Below are 17,106 nucleotides of genomic sequence, written 5' to 3'. Positions count from 1 at the left end.
TGCGCCGCGCCGGCCCCCGCGTCAAGCCTGCCGTCGGCGCACCCTGGCCGGCCGGCGTCCGCCCGGATACGAGGAGACCCGGTGAGACGGGGGTGACATGGACGAGTTCGGGCGCGCGCTGGGGCTGGCGATGGCGATGATCCTGCGCGGGGATGCCGACCTCGTCGCCATCGTCGGCCTGTCGCTGCGGGTCAGCCTGACGGCGGCGGCCCTCGGCTTCGTCCTCGGCGCGCCGCTCGGCGCGCTCCTCGCCACCACGCGGTTTCCCGGCCGCGGCGCGGTGCTGGTGCTCGTCAACGCGCTCCTCGGCCTGCCGCCGGTGGTGGTGGGCCTGGTGCTGTACCTGCTGGTCTCGCGCTCGGGGCCGCTGGGGAGCCTCGGCCTGCTGTTCACGCCGGGTGCCATGGTGATCGCGCAAGGGGCGCTCGCCCTGCCGATCGTCGCGGCGCTCTCGCATCGCACCTGCGAGGCTTTGTGGGCGGAATACGGCGACGCGCTGCGGGTCGACGGGGTCGGTCCCGGGCACGCGGCGCGGATCCTGCTCGCCATGGCGCCCGCGCCCCTCGTCACCGCCTTCCTGGCGGCGTTCGGGCGGGCGATCGCGGAGGTCGGCGCCATCCTGATGGTGGGGGGCAACATCCGCGGCTACACCCGCACCATGACGACCAGCATCGCGCTCGAGACGAGCCGCGGCGACCTCGCGCTGGCGCTCGGCCTCGGGCTCGTCCTCGTCAGCCTGACCCTGGTGGTCAGCGCCGCCGCCTTCGGCATCAACCGGGTGGCGGCGGCGCCTCGCGGGTGATCACTGCGTCGGCATCGTGCCGGTCGGAAAGAACAGCTGCTCGCCGCCGACCTTGAACGAGGCGATGGCCGCACGGCCGCGCTCGGAGGTCAGCCACTCGTGCCAGATCCGGGCGTCGGCCGCGTGGATCTGCGGGTTCTTCGCCGGGTTCACCAGGATCGAGCCGTAGGGGTTGAACAGCGAGGTATCGCCCTGGACCAGGATCGCGAGGTTCTGGCGGTTCTTGAAGTTGGCCCAGGTCGCCCGGTCGGTGAGGGTGTAGGCGTCCATGGCGGCCGCGGCGTTCAGCGTCGGGCCCATGCCCTGGCCGAGCTCGCGGTAGCTCGCGCCCAGTCCGCGGGCCTCGATGCCGGCCTTCTTCCACAGGCGCAGCTCGGTGCGGTGGGTGCCGCTGTCGTCGCCGCGGCTGGCGAACGGTGCCTTGGCCTTGGCGATGCGGGCGAGCGCCTCGGTCGCGTCGCGCCCGCCCTTGATGCCGGCCGGGTCGGCGGCCGGCCCGACGATCACGAAGTCGTTCGCCATCACGTCGCGGCGGTCGAGGCCGTGGCCCTCGGTCACGAACTTGTCCTCGCCGGCCCGGTCGTGGACGAGGAGCGCGTCGGCGTCGCCCTTGGCGCCGATGGCGAGCGCCTGGCCGGTGCCGACCGCGACGACCCGCACCGCGATGCCGGTCTCGCGCTGGAAGATCGGCAGGAGGTGGCCGAACAGGCCCGACTGCTCGGTCGAGGTGGTGGAGGCGAGCGTGATCGCCCGCTCCTGCGCGGCGGCGGGCAGGACGGGGGCGAGGGCGAGAAGCGCGGCGAGCGCGAGGCGGCGCGAGATCGGCAGGCTCAAGGGCGGGTCTCCGGTGGCGGTATCGGCCAGCGATAGCCCGCGGGCCGGCCGCGGCGCCAGGGCGATTCGCGGCCGGGGGATCACCTCTTCGCGGGTGCCGCTGCCGCCGCGAGGCTGTTGGCGATCGTCGTCAGCAGGGCGGCGGCCTGGGTGGCGACCTCCGGTTCCTGCCCCTCCGCCGCCAGCCGGCGCTTGGTCTCGATCACGGTCTCGACCGCCTCGACGAGCTCCGCCGCCGGGACCGTCCCGTGCTCGACGAGGACCAGCATCAGGCTCTCGACCAGCATCAGGGCGGCCTGGGCCTCGGCGGCGTAGACCCGGTCCATCCCGGTCGGCTTCCCGTCGCGTTCAGGCTCCGACATCGCCGCCGCCCGTCCGCTCGCCGCCGCCGCCGGCTTCCCGCACGCCGACGAATTCCGGCCGGCCGCGCTCCGAGATGTCGAGGAGCGGCCCGGCGATCCGCACGAGCGCGTCGAGGTCGCCGATCGTCACCCGGCGCCCGCGCATCGCGACGACGCCGTTCTCCCGGAACGAGCGCAGGACCCGGTTCACGTGGACGTTGGAGATGCCGAGATGGTCGCCGATCTGCTCCTGGGTCATCGGCAGGTCGTAGGCCTGCGCGTCGGGGGCGATGGTGCCCGAGAGGATCAGGCGGCCGCGGAAATCGACCAGCAGCATCGCCAGGCGCTCGTCGGCGCTGCCGCGGCCGAGGCCGACGACCCAGTTGTGCAGCCGGCGCTCCTCCTCGATCACCTGCCACATGCAGCGGGTGGCGAGGTCGGGGTCGCGCTCGTAGGCCTCGCGCAGGGTCCGGTGGTCGACCTGCTCGACCATCACCTCGGACAGGGCCTGCACGGCGTCGGGGCTGTGGGTGGCAAACAGGCTTTTGACCGCGAACAGGTCGCCGGGCAGGAAGATGAGGATGAACTGGCTGCGCCCGTCCTCCAGGGTGCGCAGGCGCCCGACCCAGCCCTTGCGCAGGCGGAAGATCGTGTCGTTCGGGCTGCCGGCCTCCACCAGCAGGCGGCCGGCCGGGTAGATCCGGCCGGACCCGGCCATCACCCGGTCGAGCGCCACCTCGCCGCGACGCAGGGCCCCCAGGATCTCGGGCCGGTGCATCATGTAGCGGGCGGAATCGGGCATGGCGGCGGTGGGGTCCGGCGTGCGTCGCGAGGGGCGGCGCCCGGGAAGGACAGCGCCGATCGTTCCGGGCTCTAGGGAGCCTCGGCCGCGGCGGCATTCACCTGCGTTGTGTTCTGAACAGAGTCCGGTGGACGGCCCCTGCGATTCAGCCGATCAGGTCCGGGCGCCGCTCGCGGGTGAGCCGGGCGGATTCCGCCGCCCGCCAGCGGGCGATGGCCGCGTGGTTGCCGCCAGTGAGCACCTCGGGGATCTCGCGCCCCTCCCACTCGCGCGGGCGGGTGTAGTGCGGATATTCGAGGCCGCCGCTCTCGAAGCTCTCCTCGACGCCGGAGGCGTGCTTACCCATCGTGCCGGGCAGGAGGCGCACGCAGGCGTCGAGCACCACAAGCGCCGCGGGCTCGCCGCCCGACAGGATGTAGTCGCCGATCGAGAGCTCCTCGAGGCCGCGCCCGGCGATCACCCGCTCGTCGACGCCCTCGAACCGGCCGCAGACCACGACGACGCCCGGCCCTTCGCTGAGCGCCCGGACGCGGGCTTGCGTGAGCGGGCGGCCGCGGGGGCTCATCAGCAGGCGCGGGCGGGGATCGTCGGGCGCGCAGGCGGCATCGATCGCCGCGGCGAGCACGTCGCAGCGCAGCACCATCCCGGCGCCGCCGCCGGCGGGCGTGTCGTCCACCGCCCGGTGCCGGCCGATCCCGTGGTCGCGGATGTTGCGCGCCTCCAGACTCCAGGCCCCCCGCGCCAGCGCGTCGCCGGCGAGCGACAGGCCGAGATGGCCGGGGAACATCTCGGGGTAGAGCGTGAGGATCGTGGCGCGCCAGGGCGCGGCGGGGGAGGCGTCGCAGGTCATGCGGGTTGATGGCGCCGGAGGGGCGGGACGGTCAACCGGCCCGGCTCCATCCTCAGGCCTCCTCGGCCCGGCACAACTCGTCGACGGTCTTCAGGTAGGCCTTGGCGTCGAACTTCTTCAGGGTGTTCGGTCCGAGGTAGCGGACGGTGCCGAAAACCTTGCGCCGTCCCCAGGGCCGGTCGTGCAGGCCGAACAGCCAGGCGACGTTGGTGAAGGAGTTCGCGTCGCGCCCGTCGAGGAAGTAGCAGTTGTTGAGACGGAGCGCCACCGCGAACGCTTCCTCCGGCGAGGGCGACCACTCGAGGATCTTCTTGCCCCAGTACATGCGCAGGTGGTTGTGCATGTAGCCGGTGACGCGCATCTCGCGCATCGCGGCGTTCCAGTATTCGTCGTGGGTGCGCCCCTCGGCCAGCGCGTCCTCGTCGTAGATGTGGGGGCGGGGATCGTCGGCGTGCTCGGCCAGCGCCTTGCGCGACCAGTCCGGCAGGGCCGTATCGTAGGCCGCGTAGCCCGGATTGGTGTGGACGTGGTTCATTGCCAGCTCGCGCCGGACGATCAGCTCCTCGAGATAGGCCGCCCGGTCCTCCGGGCCGCCGGTCTTGGCCGCCTGCACCTTGAGGGCGATCGCCACCGGGGAGATCTGGCCGAAATGCAGGTAGGGGCTCATGTGCGAGGCCGCGCCCGCCTCGGGCTTGTTGCGCACCGTGCCGTACTCGCCGAACGGCCCGGCGAGGTAGGAAGCGAGGCGGCGATGCGCCTCGACCTCGCCGCCGCGGAATCGCCGCACCGGCGGCACGTCGCGGTCGAGCGTCATCGCGGCGAGCGCGGCGTCGGGATCGGAGACGTCGATGTCGCTCTTCAGGGACAGGTCTTCGGCCGAGTGCTTGACGGTGCGGGCCCGCAGGGACGCGAGATAGGGCTCCCAGGTCCGGTGCAGCTTCGGCCGAAGGGTGCGGGCGGCGAATTCGTGCTTGCCCGAGGCGACCTCGAGCGGCACCACCACGTCGCCCTCGACCTGGACCAGGCGGCCGTCGAACCCGGCCTCGATCTCGGCGTACCACTGCTTCTGGATCGTCAGGTAGCCGCGGTCGAGGACCAGCATCGCGGCTTTCTTGCCTAAAGTCAGGGCAGCCTTCGCCGGGGTGGCGCGGCGCAGCACGAAGGCGATGCCCCGGCGCTCCAGGCCCGCCTTGGCGTCGGCGAGGCCCTGCAGCAGGAAGGCGTAGTGCCGGGCATTGGCCTCGGGGAAATGCGCGCCGCCGTCGAGGAGGCCGAACCCCGCCACGACCGGCAGCCCGAGGCGGTTGGCTTCCTCTACGGCGTATTCGAGGGCCGGGTTGTCGCGGCTGCGCATCCCCTGCTGCATCAGGTAGAGCACGTAGGCGCCGTCCCGCGGCTCGACGTCCTTCAGAACCCGGATCCGCCCCGCCTGAATCGCCATGTCGCCGCCCGGATCCCGATGCTTGCCAGACCGGCGGAACTAGGCCGTGGCGAGGCGCGGTCCAGGGCGGCGCTGCGCCGCTGCCCGGAAAAGCGGCAGCGCTGCCACCAATGTCGCCTTGCCTTCCGGCGGGGCATCTCTATTTTTTGCAGTGCGGGAACGCGATGGCGTTGCGCTCCCGCAGCCCTCTCTTTGGGCGTTTCCTCCCTAGACTTCGGGCCACTCGCGAGAGTGGCCTTTTTTCTTGTCCTGGTGCCTGCGGGCCGGATCCCGATTGCTGTGCGGTGGAGCTTATGGCCGCGCTCCGCGTTGCCCCTCCGGCAATGGCCCGTCCCGTGCATCGCGGGAGGATCGGAGCCGGGCGTCAGGGGAGCGGTCGAACGATGCGGCAATTCACGTTGCGGGTCGAGGAGAGCGGCGAAGGCTTGGTCTGCATCACCAGCCCGGAGATCAAGAGCCTGTTCGTGGCCGACGAGACCCTGGCGGGCGCGCTGGAGGCGGTGCCGAGCGTGGTCCGCGCGCTGATGCGCGAGGAGGGCCGCGGCACCCTGCCGGGCGAGGAGGCCGCCGAGTAGGCGGCCCCCGCCGGGCTCAGCCCCTGGCTCGGGCCCGGATCATGAAGTTGTCGTAGGTATATTCCGCGACCTGGAACCACAGGTACTCTTCGTTGCGGAACGTCTTCAGCGCGTCGTAGACGCGCTTGAAGTCCGGGTTCTTGGCGCCGATCTCGGCATAGATGTCGTTCGCCGCCTTGAGGGCGGCCTCCATCACCTCCTGCGGGAAGGGCCGGAGCTGGGCGCCGCCGCCGACGAGCCGGCGCAGGGCCGCGGGGTTGCGGGCGTCGTACTTGGCCTGGAGGTCGCCGTTGACGGTCGCCGCCGCGCCCTGCGCGATCGCCCGGTAGGCCTTGGGCAGCTCGGCCCATTTCTGGGCGTTGAACCAGAAGTGCAGCATCGAGCCGCCCTCCCAGAAGCCCGGATAGTAGTAGAACGGCGCCACCTTGTTGAGGCCGAGCTTCTCGTCGTCGTAGGGACCGATCCACTCGGCGGCATCGAGGGTCTTGCCCTCCAGCGCCGCGTAGAGATCGGCGCCCGGCAGGGTCTGGGTCGCGACGCCGAGCTTCCCCATCACCTGGGCGCCGAGGCCGGCGATGCGGAAGCGCAGGCCCTGGAGGTCGGCGAGGCTCTTCACCTCGCGCCGGAACCAGCCGCCCATCTGGGTGCCGGTGTTGCCGCCGGGCAGGGCGTAGAGCTTGCTCTTCGCAAAGATCTCGTTGAACAGGTCGAGCGCCCCGCCCTGGAGCATCCAGGCGTTCTGCTGGCGCGCGTTGAGGCCGAACGGCGCCGCGGTGGCGAGCGCGTAGGTCGGGTCGCGACCGACCTCATAGGCGGCAGCGGAATACGCCGCCTCGACGGTGCCGGAGCCGACCGCCTCGAGGAGCGCGGACGATCCGCCCGCCGGCGCCGCCGACACCTCGATCTGGAAGCGGTTGTCGGTCGCCTCGGCAACGAGGCGGGCGAAGAGCTCGGGGGCGCCGTAGAGCGCGTCGAGGTTGCGCGGAAAGGCGGAGTGCAGGCGCCAGCGCAGCTCGGGGGCGCTCTGCGCGACCGCCGGTGCCGCGAGGGCGGTGCCTCCGGCAAGGCCCAGCCCGGCCGTCAGGATGTCGCGACGCTTCATGCTCTCCCCATCGGAGGATCGATCCCGTGGCGGGCCGCTCCGGGCCCGCCGGTCGAGAGGTAGGGCATCCGGCGCGAAAGCGCACCGGGGGCTGCCGAGGCCGGGTGCGGAGGCAGGGTGTGGAGCCTTGGGCGGGTCCCGGCCGTCCCGGGAAAGACCTCGTCCGGGCGGGTGGCCTATGCTACCTCCCGGGTCCGATCCCGCGGGCTCGTCGCCCCGGGGCATCTCATCGGCCCTGCCGGAGCGACCCGACCGTGAAGCCCGAACCGATCTCCCTGCACACGGTCTGCGGCCTCGAGGAGCTGGGCCACCATTCGGCCCGCGGCGTCACCCACGTCCTGTCGATCCTCGACCCGGCCTGGCCCGAGCCCGAGGCCTTCGGCACCTACGACGCGCATCACCGCATCACCCTGCGCTTCCACGACATCATCGAGCCGACGGATGGGCAGATCCTGCCCGAGCGCCGCGACGTCGAGGCGATCCTGCGCTTCGGCGAGGAGCTGACGGCCGAGACCGCGCGGCGCAAGACGCACCTGCTGATCCATTGCCACGCCGGCATCTCGCGCTCCACCGCCGCGATGACGATGCTGCTGGGCCAGGCCCATCCGGACCTCGACGCCGCCGCCGTGGTGGCAAAGGTCCATGCGCTGCGCGAAAAATCCTGGCCCAACGCTCGCATGATCGCCTTCGCGGACGAGGCGCTGGGCTACGACGGCACGTTGAACGAAGCGGTGCGCCGGCTGCACGCCGAGCAGCTGCGGATCCGCCCGAACCTCGTCGAGCTGATGCGGGGCCTGGGACGCGGGCGGGAGGTGGATGCGGCCCTGGCCTGACCGGCCCCACACCGAAGGTCGGCCCGCCTCGGGGTGCGAGACGGAATATCAGCCCGGATCGTCCAGGCTGAGAGCGTGTTTGATTGGCTGCTCGAGTCGATCAGGCGCCGACATTGCCGCTTCACCTCGTCATCCTGGGGCCGCGCAGCGGAACCCGGGATCCATAACCGCTGACGGTGGAGGATCAGGCGATCAGCGTTCCGTCTCTTCCTGCTTCGCCAGCGGTTATGGATCCCGGGTTCCCGGCTACGCCGGGTCCCAGGATGACGATGGAGGGCCTTGGATCTACTCTCGCAATCAAACAGGCTCTGATACTTCTACTGTCGTATCTCGTATCGTCCTTGCGTCGTCTATTGTCGGTCGGTAAGACTCTCGCAGCTGGTCGATCGCGAATCCCAGCAACACGCGAGATACATTCGATGCGAGCTCGACCCATCCTCTTGGCGGCCGGCCTCCTGTCTATGCTGCCGACAAGCGCATTCGCATGGCAGAGGCCCGTTCCCACCGTTGAAAAGGTCGTGAGGCCCGGGACGACTTTGAAGATCGGCTGGTTCATCTCCGTCGATCCGACATGCCGCTCGCTGGGTCCGATGACCGTCAACCTGATCGAGCCGCCCGAGAAAGGTCGGATCCTGGTCGAGCAGGGGCCGGAATTCTCGAGCTTCCCGCCCGGCAACCCGCGATCGGCCTGCAACAAGCGGAAGACTTCGGCCACCCGCCTGATCTACAGCGCGCCGCCCGGTCCGGCGGACGACGACCGGTTCACCATCGAGATCGTGGACTCCCTCGGCGATGCCAGGCGGGTGAACTACCACGTCGCGCTGCACTGACCGGCAGCCGATCGGGTCCAAGCATTCCGGGTTCGCCGCCAGAGCGACGGCGGCCCGAACGCGGGGACCGCTCCCGCCTGTTCCAAGGCGAGCGGCGACAGGGGAATGCCCCGGGACACGGCTATCGCCGATCGCCCGGCATCAGCGGCGCGGGACCCGTCAACCGAGCACGTACCGCTCGATCGCCTCCGCGAACCCCTCCGCCTCGTTCGTCGCCGTCACGCGGGTCGCCGCCCGCTGCACCGCCTCGCTGGCGTTCCCCATCGCGATCGACAGGCCGGCGCGGGCGAACATCGCCGTGTCGTTCGCCATGTCGCCGAGCACCGCCACCTGGGCCAGCGGGATGTCCAGCTCCCCGGCGAGGCGGGCGACGAAATGGCCCTTGTCGACGTGGGGCGGGGTGACGTCGAGATAGTAGGCCTGCGAGCGGTGGACCGCGGCGCCTTCGCCGATCTCTTTCGCAAGGCGCGGTTCGAGGGCGGCGAGCGCCGCGTGGTCGCGCGAGACCCCGACGAGCTTGGCGGCGCGGGCGAGATGGGGCGCGAGGTCGTCCACCACACGCGGTTCGGCCTGGAGGGTGCGGCGCTCGAGATCGGTGTAGGCCCCGGCGGGATCGGTCAGGAGCCAGGCTCCCTCGGAAAACACCCAGAGGTCGACGCCCTCGGCGGAGAACCGCGCCGCGGCCTTGCGGGCCGCCGCCTCGGGGATGAGCACCTCGTCGACGAGCGAGAGGTCGGGCCGCACCACCGTCGAGCCGTTGAAGGCGCCCATCGGCAGGGTGAGCCCCAGGGGCTCGACCAGCGCGCGCAGGCCGATCGGCGGCCGGCTCGAGGCCACCGCGAAGGCGATGCCGCGCTCGCGCAGAGCGGCGATCGCCCAAATGGCACGGGGCGTCAGCCGCTTGTCGCCGGTGACGAGCGTGCCGTCGACGTCGGTGACGACGAGGCGGATCGGCGAGAGGGCGTTCGTCATGCGGGGGCCTGCTCAGATTTCCCGGTGGACCGGCACCGGCTCGGGCGGCGTCTCGGGCCGCAGCGGGACGATGGCGGGGGTGAGCACCCGCTCGCGCAGGGCCTGCGGACCGAGCGTCAGGGCGAAGAAGTCGTACTCGCCGGGCAGGTCGTTGGCCATCAGGAACTGGAAATGCATGCGGAACGGCCGGAACGAGATCCGGCGGTAGACCTCCGTCACGATGATGTCGCGAAACTGCGTCGAGCGGATCACCGGGTTGCGGACCGGGCCGGCCGGGGTCTCGCCGAGGTCGCGGGCGGGATTGAAGCCCGGGAAGTTCATCCAGTCCTGCGGCGCCTGGTAATCGGCCCAGACCATTCGGTCGGTGGCGACGAGGCTCATCAGTTCGGCCCGCACGCCGCGGGCCCGCGGGTTGATGGCCACGAGGGGCAGCCCGGCCCCGAGGGTGAGGAGCGACAGGCGCGGCCCCGGCGCGCTCCCGGCGGTCGCGGGCAGGACCCGGGCGGCGACCTCGGCGGCGGTGAGCCCGCCGGAGGAATGGCCGACGATCAGGATCTCGTCGACCGCACCGGCCTTGTGGATCCCGGCGACGTGGGCGGCAAACAGCGCGAGGCGATCCTCGTAGTCCCGGCGCCAGCCGTTGCTGTGCTGCCAGTTGAACACCCAGTCGTTGATGAGCTGGCGCAGGAAGATCCGGTCGAGGAGCGGGGTCGCCGCCAGCACGAGGCCGATGCCGGCGAGCGCCCCGACGAGTCCCGCGGCGAGGCCCGGCAGCCAGCCGGCGGCGAGATGGGCGACGCCCTGGCCCAGCACGGCGGCGAGGGCGGCGAGGATCAGCGTCATGCCGAACGGGTAGAGGATGACGTTGCCGTACTTCCAGTTCAGCCCGTAGAGCCGGAAGAGCTTGCCGGTCGCCACGCCGTGCATGATGCCGGCGGTGAGGAGCGCCATCGAGGCGATCAAGGGCCGGCGGAAATCCGCCCGCACGAGGTCGTCCCAGAGCAGGACCTCATAGGTGGTGTGGGTCTCGGTGCCGGCCCGCCCGGTCTCCACGGTCCAGGTCTGGACCAGGCCGTCGGGGCGGGTCTCGGCCCGGGTGATGCTGCGCTTCGCGAGGTCGAAGCGCTTGGCGTAGCGGGCGAACTCGCGGGCGAACAGCGCCCGGTAGCGCTTGCCCGCCTCGGGATCGTAGCCCGGCAGGTAGACGACGTGGCGCCGCCGCACCGGCCCGGGGGCCTGCGGCGCCAGGTCCGGCGGCGTGAAGCCGATCTGTGTGGTCATCTCTGTCCCGCCATCCGCTCGTGCCCGGCCCCGTCCTGACCCGTGGCCGGTGCCCGCGCCGTCCTAAAGCCGTGATTTGGTAACCAGTGTCGTGGTTGGACGACAGGACGAAGGACACGCCCCGGCCCGTCGCCGCCCTGTGTCTAGCGGGGAAGACGGCCCTAGGGGAGGGCTCCCGAAGCCACTGTGACACGCCGGCCACGGACAGCGGTCCTCGACTCGGCTAGGGACCACTCTCAAGCGAAGGACGAGCAATCTCCCTGATGCGCGCAATCCCGATCGCCCTGTGCACCGCGCTCGCGGTGTCGGGCTGCTCCAACTTCCTGCCAGCGGCCGGCCCCACGGCGAGCGCGGTGGAGACGGGCGCCGACGTGGCGACCGACCAGGGCCTGCTCGCCCGCTACGAGATCGTCGACGTCAACGCCGCGACGGTCGAGGCCCTGCGCGGCCGTCCCCTCGACAGCCTGCTCGCGTCCTTCGGCGACCGCCGTCCCTCCGTCGAGCCGGTGATCGGCGTGGGCGACACCGTGGCGGTGACGATCTACGAGGCCAGCACCGGCGGCCTGTTCTCCGGCTCACTGTCGATCGACCGGTTCTCCTCCGGCTCGAAATCGGCCACCATCCCGCCCCAGACCGTGACCCGCGACGGCGCCATCACGGTGCCGTATGCCGGCCGCGTCCAGGTGGCGGGCAAGCGCGTCCAGGACGTCCAGACCCAGATCGAGCAGGAGCTCGCCGGCAAGGCGATCGAGCCGCAGGTCATCGTCACCGTCGTCCAGCCGACCAGCACCGCCGTGACGGTGACCGGCGAGGTGACGGCGGGCGCCCGCGTGCCGCTCTCCACCAAGGGCGACCGGCTGCTCGACGTGGTGGCGGGTGCGGGCGGCGTGCGCGCGGCGGTCTCCGAGACCTTCGTGCGGCTGTCGCGCGGCGGCACCACCGCGACGGTGCCGCTGACGGCGGTCGTCTCCAACCCGCGCGAGAACATCTTCCTGCGGCCGGGCGACACCCTCACCCTGGTGCGCGATCCCCAGACCTTCCTGGCGGTGGGTGCGCTCGGCGCGCAATCCGAGATCCCGTTCTCGGCCGAGGGCATCACGCTCGCCCAGGCGCTGGCCAAGGCCCGCGGCCTCTCGGACCTGCAGGCCGATCCGGCCGGCGTGTTCCTGTTCCGGTTCGAGCCGGCCTCGGTGGTGCGTCGCATGCGCCCGAACAGCCCGCTGCTCTCCTCGAACTTCGTGCCGGTGGTCTACCGGATCAACATGCGCGACCCCAACAGCCTGTTCGTCAGCCAGGCGTTCCGGATGCGCAACCGCGACCTCGTCTACGTCTCGAACGCCCCCTTCACGGAAGTCCAGAAGGTGCTCGGCGTGTTCTCGACGATCACGGCGCCGGTCTCGGCCGGCGCCTCGGTCTACGCCGGCGTCCGGTAGGGGCGATCGGGCGGGCGTCCGGCGTCCGCCCTTCGCGTTCAGGCCGTCGCGACCCGCACCGGCGTGCCCCGCCGCCAGGCCGCGATCGCCTCGACGGTGTCCTCGTAGAACATCCGGAACGTGCTGTCGGTGACGTAGCCGAGATGCGGGGTCAGCACCGCGTTCGGCAGGCTCCGCAGCGGATGGTCCGCCGGCAGCGGCTCGCGGTCGAACACGTCGAGCCCGGCCCGGATCCGGCCTTGCGCCAAGGCCGCCACCAGCGCCGCCTCGTCGATCAGCGGTCCGCGCGAGGTGTTGACCAGGATCGCGCCCGGGCGCATCCGGGCGATCTCCGCCGTCCCGACGATCCCGCGGGTCGAGGGCGCCAGCACCATGTGCAGGCTGATCACGTCGCTCTCCGCGAACAAGGCCTCGCGGGTCGCCAAGGCCGCGCCGCCGGCCTCCGCCCGCTCGGGCGTCAGGTTCGGGCTCCAGGCCGTCACCCGCATGCCGAGCGCGCGGCCCACCGCCGCGACCCGGGCGCCGATCCGCCCGAGCCCGACGAGGCCGAGGGTACGCCCCTCCAGCCCTTCGCCCAGCGTCTCCTGCCAGCGCCCCTGCGCCATGTTGGCGAATTCCCGCGGCAGGGCGCGGGCGCAGGCCAGCATCAGGGCGACCGTCAATTCGGCGGTGGCGATCCCGCCCTCGCCGTTGCGGGTGTTGCAGACGATGACGCCGCGGGCCTGGAGCGCCGCGGTATCGACCGAGGGGTTGCGCCCGCCGGTGAACACCACGAGCTTCAAGGCGGGGAGGGCGGCGGCCAGGCCCGCGTCGAGCGGCATGCGCTCGCGCATCAGGCAGAGCACGTCGTAGGGGGCGAGCCGCGCGGCGGCCTCCGCCGCCGGCACCGGCTCGTGAAAGAAATCCACCGCCACGTCGGGACCGAGGCCGGCCCAGTCGGCGAGCCCCGCCGCCACGCCCTGGTAATCGTCGAGCACCGCGACCCGGATGCCGTGAGAGTGTGTCATCGCGCGCGTCCTCCTGTTGATCCGTCCCTATCCCGGCGCCGGCGGGCATTCCAGCCGCGCCGTCCGTGCTATGCTTCTCGCCGCACCCTGACGCGTCGCGGCCCCCTTGCGCCCCCGCGGGCTCGCGCCCGATAGAGCGGGTGGTCGGCCAAGCCCGTCGGTCTCGCCGGACAAGGGGGCTGCGGTCGTGCTAAGCGGCCGGCGAGACGCCGAGGAAGCCGAGCCGGAGGTCGGAGTGGGTCGTTGCATGCGGGAGCGCCGGGGATGACGCGCACCAGGGCCGTCGCCGCCCTGTGGCTGGCGATCGGGGCGCTCGTGACCGGGGCGGGACCGGCCCGGGCCGACGTGACCGTCGGGGTCGCGGTTCCGCGCACCGGCGCGGTCGCGGGGATCGGCGAGCAGGTGCTCCAGGGCGTGCAGGCCGCTGTGCGCGACGCCAACGCCCGCGGGGGCATCAGCGGCGAGCCGATCGTGCTCGACGTGCAGGACGATGCCTGCGACCCGGGCCAGGCGATGGCGGTGGCGGAGCGCTTCGTGCGCGCCGGCGTGCGGCTGGTGATCGGGCACGTCTGCTCGAGCGCCTCGCTCGCCGCCTCCGACGTCTACGCGGCGGCCGGCGCCGTGATGATCAGCCCGGCCTCCAACGCCGCGCGCCTGACCGACCGCGGCCTGCCGACCATCTTCCGGGTCTCGGGGCGGGAGGACGACCAGGGCCGGCTCTCGGCCACGGTCCTGGCCGAGCGCTTCCGCGACAAGAAGATCGCGATCCTCTACGACGACACGCCGCTGTCGCGGAACCTCGCCGAGTCGACCAAGGGCAACCTCAACAAGATCGGCCAGAACGAGACCCTGTTCGCCGCGATCGTGCCCGGGCAGACCGACGACGCGGCGCTGATCAAGCGCCTGCAGGGCGCGGGGATCGAGGTGGTCTATTACGGCGGCCACTACCAGGAGATGGGCAAGCTGGTGCGCAAGGCCGCGGAAGCGGGCTTCCGCCCGCAATGGTTCGGCACCTCGGGCATCGCCACCAAGGAGTTCGGCGCGCTCGCCGGCCCGGCGAGCGACGGCGTGCTGATGACCTTCAATCCGGACCTGCGCCGCAAGCCCGAGGCGGCCGCCGCCGTGAAGGCGCTGCAGGCCGACGGGATCGATCCCGCCGGTTTCACCCTCTACGGCTACGCCGCGCTCCAGGCGCTGGTCGAGGCCGGCAACTTCGCCAAGTCGACCGACCCGAAGGCCATTGCCGAGACGCTCCATTCCGAGCGATTCACCCTGGTGCTCGGCAATGTCGGCTTCGACCAGAAGGGCGACGTCACGGCACCCGGCTACGTGCTCTACGTCTGGCGCGACGGCGTGTTCACCTACGCGAATTGAGGTCGAGGGGGAGGACCCCTTCCGCCACCGTGAGGGTACGGCCGCCGATCCAGTCGGCGCCGTCGTAATCGACGAAGATCCGGCCGCGGCGGCCGAGCTTGGTCCCTTGCGCGGCGACGTAGGGACCGGCGGCGCGGCCGGTCTCGCGCAGCCAGCCCGCCACCGCTGCGTTGAAGCTACCGGTCACCGGATCCTCGACCAGCGCGCCGGCGCCGCCGTCGAACAGGGTGCGGATCTCCCAGGCCACGTCTGCGCCCGGAGCGTGGGCACCGACGAGACCGACATCGATCCGGCCCTCGATCCGTCGGACCGGCTCGACCGCCAGCACCTCCTCGGCCGAGGCCAGCATCACCCCGACCCAGCCCGGGCCGTTGTCGCACCAGCGCGCCTCGACGACCCGCTCGGGCGCGATGCGCAGCACCGCCAGGATCTCCCGCATCAGGGCATCGTCCACGGGCCCCTCGCGCAAGAGCTTCGGCGCCGCGAAGGCCAGGCGGCCGGCCTCCTGCCGGATCGGCACGAGGCCGGTCCCGCATTCCTGGACGATCCGCCCGTCCCGGCGCGGCACGCCGCCGGACGCCAGCCAGGCGTGGCAGGCGCCCAGCGTCGGATGGCCGGCGAACGGCAATTCGTGCGCGAGGGTGAAGATGCGTGCCCGGTAATCGGCCCCCGGATCGGTCGGCGGCAGCAGGAAGACCGTCTCCGACAGGTTGAACCACCGGGTCATCGCCTGCATCGTCGCGGTGTCGGGCTCGACCCCGCTCACCACGGCGAGCGGGTTGCCGGTGAAGGCGCCGTCGTGAAAGACATCGATCAGGGCGAAGCGGGCGGTCATGGATCGGGCCTCCGGGCGGCTGCCGGTACCGCCGCGGATCGGTTTGCCCGATTCTCTCGCTCTTTCACACCCTGAACCTCCTTCAGGGTCAGCCGATCTCCGATCGTCAACATCTCGGGATGCGGTCGCCGGTATCAACCCTCGTACAACCCCTTGTGCGTCTCGCGCAGCAAGTTCTTCTGCACCTTGCCCATTGTGTTACGCGGCAGTTCGTCGGCAACGATGACGCGCTTGGGCAACTTGAACTTGGCGAGCCGGCTCTCGAGCGCCGAGAGGATGTCCGCCTCGCTCGGGGCTTCCGCCCCGCGCGGCACCACCACCGCCGTGACGCCCTCGCCGAAATCCGGGTGGGGCACGCCGATCACCGCCGATTCGAGCACGCCGGGCAGCCCGTCGATCTCGGTCTCGACCTCCTTCGGGTAGACGTTGAAGCCGCCGGTGATGATCAGGTCCTTGCCGCGCCCGACGATGTGGACGTAGCCGCGCGGATCGACCTTGCCGAGGTCGCCGGTGATGAAGAACCCGTCGGCCTTGAACTCGGCGGCGGTCTTCTCCGGCATGCGCCAGTAGCCCTTGAACACGTTGGGGCCGCGCACCTCGATCATCCCGACCTGGTCGGCTTCCATCGCCCGGCCGGTCTCCGGGTCGACCACCCGCAGCGAGACGCCCGGCAGCGGGAACCCGACCGTGCCGGCGACCCGGTCGCCGTCATAGGGGTTCGACGTGCTCATGTTGGTCTCGGTCATGCCGTAGCGCTCGAGGATCGCGTGGCCGGTCTTCTCCTGCCACTCGCGATGGGTCTCGGCGAGCAGCGGCGCCGAGCCGGAGACGAACAGGCGCATGCCGGCGGTCGCCTCGCGGGTCAGGCCCGGTTCCTTCAGCAGGCGGGTGTAGAAGGTCGGCACGCCCATCAGCGCGGTTGCGCGGCCCATCAGCGACAGGATCCGCGGCGGATCGAGCTTGGGCAAAAAGATCATCGCGGCACCCGACATCAGCACCGTGTTGGTGGCGACGAACAGGCCGTGGGTGTGGAACACCGGAAGCGCGTGGATCAGCACGTCGTCCGGCGTGAAGCGCCAGTACTCGACCAGCGTGAGCGCGTTCGACGACAGGTTGTCGTGGGTCAGCATCGCGCCCTTCGAGCGCCCGGTGGTGCCCGATGTGTAGAGGATCGCCGCGAGATCGTCGGGGCTGCGAGCCACGTCGGCGAAGTCGCCGGTCTGGCCGGCGGCCTCGGCCGCGATCGTGCCCTCGCCCTCGGCGTCGAGGGTGCCCACCTGCTTGACGCCGGCCTGCTCCGCCACGGGTTTCAGCGCGTCGAGCTTGCCCGGATCGCAGACGAACAGGGCCGGCTCGGCGTCGCCGAGGAAATAGGCGATCTCGGCCGGGGTGTAGCCGGTGTTGAGCGGCAGGAAGACCGCGCCGGCCCGCACGCAGCCGAGATAGAGCGCGATCACCGCCGGGCTCTTCTCGACCTGTACCGCCACCCGGTCCCCGGGCGCGACGCCGAGGCCGACCAGCGCCGCGGCGTAGCGGCCGGATTCGGCGACGAGATCCGCGTAGCTCCAGCGCAGGCCCTCGGGTGTCTCGAGGAACGTTTTTCCAGCCGGATCGGCGGGGAGACGGGAGCGGACGATGTCGAAGAAGTGGTTGGACATGGGAGGACTCTTCAATCGTCGGCGAGATGGCGGCCACGCCGTCCACTCGAAGAACGGGGGGTGTCTCCTCTCCCCGCAACGAAGTCGGGCTCGCCCGACTTCGTTGCTTGTTTGCAGATCCCGGGCACGCCCGGGA

At 71.6% G+C, this 17,106-nt stretch carries 17 protein-coding genes; 6 read left to right on the top strand and 11 right to left on the bottom strand.

Going from position 1 to position 17,106, the window contains the following annotated elements; translation table 11 throughout:
* Positions 1–97: 97 nt before the first annotated feature.
* Positions 98–802, top strand: a complete 705-nt coding sequence (locus V3T34_RS23810) for an ABC transporter permease (protein ID WP_305078866.1) — start codon at positions 98–100, stop codon at positions 800–802.
* Here V3T34_RS23810 and V3T34_RS23805 read toward each other — a convergent pair whose 3' ends face one another.
* From V3T34_RS23805 to V3T34_RS23785, 5 genes are all read right to left on the bottom strand, one after another.
* Positions 803–1,636: an ABC transporter substrate-binding protein gene (locus V3T34_RS23805; protein ID WP_407942760.1), complete on the bottom strand. Its 834-nt coding sequence runs from the start codon at positions 1,634–1,636 to the stop codon at positions 803–805.
* Positions 1,637–1,716: 80 nt separating this feature from the next.
* The gene (locus V3T34_RS23800; RefSeq protein WP_305078865.1) at positions 1,717–1,998 is read right to left on the bottom strand and encodes a hypothetical protein; all 282 of its coding nucleotides are present in this window, start codon (positions 1,996–1,998) and stop codon (positions 1,717–1,719) included.
* A complete protein-coding gene (locus V3T34_RS23795) occupies positions 1,985–2,779 on the bottom strand; it encodes a Crp/Fnr family transcriptional regulator (RefSeq protein ID WP_305078864.1) in 795 nt (264 codons plus the stop codon). The genes V3T34_RS23800 and V3T34_RS23795 overlap by 14 nt, the downstream gene beginning before the upstream one ends.
* A gap of 145 nt (positions 2,780–2,924) precedes the next feature.
* A complete protein-coding gene (gene trmD, locus V3T34_RS23790) occupies positions 2,925–3,629 on the bottom strand; it encodes a tRNA (guanosine(37)-N1)-methyltransferase TrmD (protein ID WP_305078863.1) in 705 nt (234 codons plus the stop codon).
* A 52-nt stretch (positions 3,630–3,681) separates the two neighbouring features.
* Positions 3,682–5,070: a deoxyribodipyrimidine photo-lyase gene (locus V3T34_RS23785; RefSeq protein ID WP_305078862.1), complete on the bottom strand. Its 1,389-nt coding sequence runs from the start codon at positions 5,068–5,070 to the stop codon at positions 3,682–3,684.
* Positions 5,071–5,453: 383 nt separating this feature from the next.
* On the opposite strand from V3T34_RS23785, the gene V3T34_RS23780 reads away from it, so the two are divergent.
* Positions 5,454–5,645: a hypothetical protein gene (locus tag V3T34_RS23780; protein WP_048429329.1), complete on the top strand. Its 192-nt coding sequence runs from the start codon at positions 5,454–5,456 to the stop codon at positions 5,643–5,645.
* Between the two features lie 16 nt (positions 5,646–5,661).
* Here the strand turns inward: V3T34_RS23780 and V3T34_RS23775 are convergent, their stop codons facing one another.
* Positions 5,662–6,747, bottom strand: coding sequence for a TRAP transporter substrate-binding protein (locus tag V3T34_RS23775; protein WP_305078861.1), 1,086 nt, complete (start codon positions 6,745–6,747; stop codon positions 5,662–5,664).
* Between the two features lie 254 nt (positions 6,748–7,001).
* Here V3T34_RS23775 and V3T34_RS23770 point away from each other — a divergent pair, with 254 nt between their 5' ends.
* Together V3T34_RS23770 and V3T34_RS23765 are read left to right on the top strand one after the other, a co-directional pair.
* Positions 7,002–7,580: a tyrosine phosphatase family protein gene (locus tag V3T34_RS23770; RefSeq protein ID WP_060850247.1), complete on the top strand. Its 579-nt coding sequence runs from the start codon at positions 7,002–7,004 to the stop codon at positions 7,578–7,580.
* A 440-nt stretch (positions 7,581–8,020) separates the two neighbouring features.
* Positions 8,021–8,410 (top strand): hypothetical protein, encoded by a 390-nt coding sequence (locus V3T34_RS23765; protein ID WP_305078860.1) that lies wholly within the window; start codon positions 8,021–8,023, stop codon positions 8,408–8,410.
* Positions 8,411–8,569: 159 nt separating this feature from the next.
* Here V3T34_RS23765 and V3T34_RS23760 read toward each other — a convergent pair whose 3' ends face one another.
* Both V3T34_RS23760 and V3T34_RS23755 read right to left on the bottom strand, forming a co-directional pair.
* Positions 8,570–9,382: a Cof-type HAD-IIB family hydrolase gene (locus V3T34_RS23760; RefSeq protein ID WP_305078859.1), complete on the bottom strand. Its 813-nt coding sequence runs from the start codon at positions 9,380–9,382 to the stop codon at positions 8,570–8,572.
* A 12-nt stretch (positions 9,383–9,394) separates the two neighbouring features.
* Complete coding sequence (locus tag V3T34_RS23755; protein ID WP_305078858.1) at positions 9,395–10,663, bottom strand: lipase family protein; 1,269 nt, start codon at positions 10,661–10,663, stop codon at positions 9,395–9,397.
* A gap of 263 nt (positions 10,664–10,926) precedes the next feature.
* Here V3T34_RS23755 and V3T34_RS23750 point away from each other — a divergent pair, with 263 nt between their 5' ends.
* A complete protein-coding gene (locus V3T34_RS23750; RefSeq protein ID WP_305078857.1) occupies positions 10,927–12,096 on the top strand; it encodes a polysaccharide biosynthesis/export family protein in 1,170 nt (389 codons plus the stop codon).
* 38 nt (positions 12,097–12,134) lie between these two features.
* On the opposite strand, the gene V3T34_RS23745 is transcribed toward V3T34_RS23750, so the two are convergent.
* Positions 12,135–13,103, bottom strand: a complete 969-nt coding sequence (locus V3T34_RS23745; RefSeq protein WP_305078856.1) for a D-2-hydroxyacid dehydrogenase family protein — start codon at positions 13,101–13,103, stop codon at positions 12,135–12,137.
* 264 nt (positions 13,104–13,367) lie between these two features.
* Here V3T34_RS23745 and V3T34_RS23740 point away from each other — a divergent pair, with 264 nt between their 5' ends.
* Entirely contained in the window at positions 13,368–14,477 is a 1,110-nt protein-coding gene (locus V3T34_RS23740) for a branched-chain amino acid ABC transporter substrate-binding protein (protein ID WP_060850241.1), read from the top strand.
* Here the strand turns inward: V3T34_RS23740 and V3T34_RS23735 are convergent.
* Positions 14,461–15,312 carry a PhzF family phenazine biosynthesis protein gene (locus V3T34_RS23735; protein ID WP_305078855.1) on the bottom strand — a complete coding sequence of 284 codons (852 nt, stop codon included), beginning with the start codon at positions 15,310–15,312 and terminating at the stop codon, positions 14,461–14,463. The genes V3T34_RS23740 and V3T34_RS23735 overlap by 17 nt on opposite strands.
* 134 nt (positions 15,313–15,446) lie before the next feature.
* Positions 15,447–16,970: a malonate--CoA ligase gene (locus V3T34_RS23730; RefSeq protein ID WP_305078854.1), complete on the bottom strand. Its 1,524-nt coding sequence runs from the start codon at positions 16,968–16,970 to the stop codon at positions 15,447–15,449.
* Positions 16,971–17,106: the final 136 nt, after the last annotated feature.

This window comes from Methylobacterium ajmalii (assembly GCF_036448855.1).
Taxonomy (GTDB): domain Bacteria; phylum Pseudomonadota; class Alphaproteobacteria; order Rhizobiales; family Beijerinckiaceae; genus Methylobacterium; species Methylobacterium ajmalii.
The sequence above is the reverse complement of the archived record's forward strand: the minus strand, read 5'-3'. Positions and strand labels throughout refer to the sequence as shown.

What these genes read in the sequence shown, in the direction of transcription:
- V3T34_RS23740 (WP_060850241.1), top strand. Translation starts at nt 13,368, where the DNA reads ATGACGCGCACCAGGGCCGTCGCCGCCCTGTGGCTGGCGATCGGGGCG.
- V3T34_RS23795 (WP_305078864.1), bottom strand. Translation starts at nt 2,779, where the DNA reads ATGCCCGATTCCGCCCGCTACATGATGCACCGGCCCGAGATCCTGGGG.
- V3T34_RS23780 (WP_048429329.1), top strand. Translation starts at nt 5,454, where the DNA reads ATGCGGCAATTCACGTTGCGGGTCGAGGAGAGCGGCGAAGGCTTGGTC.
- V3T34_RS23755 (WP_305078858.1), bottom strand. Translation starts at nt 10,663, where the DNA reads ATGACCACACAGATCGGCTTCACGCCGCCGGACCTGGCGCCGCAGGCC.
- V3T34_RS23735 (WP_305078855.1), bottom strand. Translation starts at nt 15,312, where the DNA reads ATGACCGCCCGCTTCGCCCTGATCGATGTCTTTCACGACGGCGCCTTC.
- V3T34_RS23730 (WP_305078854.1), bottom strand. Translation starts at nt 16,970, where the DNA reads ATGTCCAACCACTTCTTCGACATCGTCCGCTCCCGTCTCCCCGCCGAT.
- V3T34_RS23750 (WP_305078857.1), top strand. Translation starts at nt 10,927, where the DNA reads ATGCGCGCAATCCCGATCGCCCTGTGCACCGCGCTCGCGGTGTCGGGC.
- V3T34_RS23760 (WP_305078859.1), bottom strand. Translation starts at nt 9,382, where the DNA reads ATGACGAACGCCCTCTCGCCGATCCGCCTCGTCGTCACCGACGTCGAC.
- V3T34_RS23775 (WP_305078861.1), bottom strand. Translation starts at nt 6,747, where the DNA reads ATGAAGCGTCGCGACATCCTGACGGCCGGGCTGGGCCTTGCCGGAGGC.
- V3T34_RS23800 (WP_305078865.1), bottom strand. Translation starts at nt 1,998, where the DNA reads ATGTCGGAGCCTGAACGCGACGGGAAGCCGACCGGGATGGACCGGGTC.
- V3T34_RS23745 (WP_305078856.1), bottom strand. Translation starts at nt 13,103, where the DNA reads ATGACACACTCTCACGGCATCCGGGTCGCGGTGCTCGACGATTACCAG.
- V3T34_RS23785 (WP_305078862.1), bottom strand. Translation starts at nt 5,070, where the DNA reads ATGGCGATTCAGGCGGGGCGGATCCGGGTTCTGAAGGACGTCGAGCCG.
- V3T34_RS23810 (WP_305078866.1), top strand. Translation starts at nt 98, where the DNA reads ATGGACGAGTTCGGGCGCGCGCTGGGGCTGGCGATGGCGATGATCCTG.
- trmD (WP_305078863.1), bottom strand. Translation starts at nt 3,629, where the DNA reads ATGACCTGCGACGCCTCCCCCGCCGCGCCCTGGCGCGCCACGATCCTC.